Origin of the sequence: Agromyces binzhouensis (genome assembly GCF_004135055.1) — a bacterium.
GTDB classification, from domain to species: domain Bacteria; phylum Actinomycetota; class Actinomycetes; order Actinomycetales; family Microbacteriaceae; genus Agromyces; species Agromyces binzhouensis.
The window spans coordinates 1-1,459 of the sequence record NZ_SDPL01000584.1 but is presented as its reverse complement, the minus strand read 5'-3'; the positions used below and the strand labels follow the sequence as shown (position 1 = coordinate 1,459).

At 73.7% G+C, this 1,459-nt stretch carries 1 protein-coding gene and 1 pseudogene; both read right to left on the bottom strand.

Annotated elements, in window-relative coordinates:
* Positions 1-25: 25 nt before the first annotated feature.
* Complete coding sequence (dxr, locus tag ESO86_RS16905; RefSeq protein WP_129235954.1) at positions 26-1,111, bottom strand: 1-deoxy-D-xylulose-5-phosphate reductoisomerase; 1,086 nt, start codon at positions 1,109-1,111, stop codon at positions 26-28.
* A gap of 23 nt (positions 1,112-1,134) precedes the next feature.
* Positions 1,135-1,459: pseudogene (locus ESO86_RS19405) on the bottom strand (hypothetical protein); the annotation flags it as partial.

Below are 1,459 nucleotides of genomic sequence, written 5' to 3'. Positions count from 1 at the left end.
GGCCCCGCGGGCCGGCCGCAGGTTCCTAGGCGCGCGCGATGCGCAGGTCGGCCGCCCGGCGCGCGACCCGCTCCGCCTCCGCGAGCGAGTCGACGGTGAGGACGCCCGAGGGCGACTCGTGGGCGTCGACGACCGCCTTCACGGTGTCGACGATCTCGGTGAACCCGATGCGACCCGCGTGGAACGCCGCGACCGCCTGCTCGTTGGCGGCGTTGAACACCGCGGGATACTCGCCCCCCGCTCGGCCGACCTGCTTGGCGAGCCGCACGGCGGGGAATGCGGACTCGTCCAGCGGCTCGAAGCTCCACTGCTGCGCGCTCGTCCAGTCCAGCGGCTTCCCGGCCGCCGCCACGCGGTTCGGCCAGTCGAGCCCGAGCGAGATCGGCAGGCGCATGTCGGGCGGCGACGCCTGCGCGATCGTCGAGCCGTCCACGAACTCGACCATGGAGTGCACGATCGACTGCGGGTGCACGACGACGTCGATCCGGTCGTAGTCCACCGAGAACAGCAGGTGCGCCTCGATCACCTCGAGGCCCTTGTTCACCAGGGTCGCCGAGTTCGTCGTGACCACGAGCCCCATGTCCCAGGTGGGGTGCGCGAGGGCCTCGGCCGGCGTGACGTCCGCGAGCTCCTCGCGCCGACGACCCCGGAATGGCCCGCCGGAGGCGGTCAGCACGAGGCGGCGCACCTCGTCCTGCGTGCCGGAGCGCAGCGCCTGCGCGATGGCCGAGTGCTCGGAGTCGACGGGCACGATCTGGCCCGGGGCCGCGAGCCGGGTCACGAGGTCCCCGCCCACGATGAGCGACTCCTTGTTCGCCAGGGCGAGGGTCATGCCCCGCTCGAGCGTCGCGATCGTCGGGCCGAGCCCGACCGAACCCGTGATGCCGTTGAGGACGACGTCCGCGTCGACGCTCCGGACGAGCTGCACGGCCTCGTCGATGCCGACCGCGGTGTGCTCGACGCCGAACTCGTCGGCCTGCCGCTCGAGCTCGGCGCGGTTCGACCCGACGGCGAGCCCGACGACGTCGAAGCGGCGCGGGTTGGCTCGGATGACGTCGAGCGCCTGCGTGCCGATGGAACCGGTGGACCCGAGGATGATGACGCTGCGCACAGGGCCACTCTAGGCCGCGGGCCTCAGCGTCGAGGCAGCAGGGCGACGGATGCCGCGACGCGGCCCGGCACCGCGACGTCCATGATCCGGACGTCCGCCCAGCTCGAGCCGAGCTCGGGCACGCTCCTCGTGATGCGCGCGTCGCCGTGGTCGTCGCCGGGCAGCGTGAGGGCGATGCGGGAGGGTTCGAGGACCTCGAGGTGGCCGACCGCCCGCAGCAGTGCGGACTTGCGCGCCCACACCTGGGCACGCACGAGCGCACGCGCCGACGGGTCGACGTCGTCGAGCCGTGCGCGCTCGATCGGGTGCAGCGCCGCGGCGTCGAGGGCGGGCGCGGGTTCCGGGGCC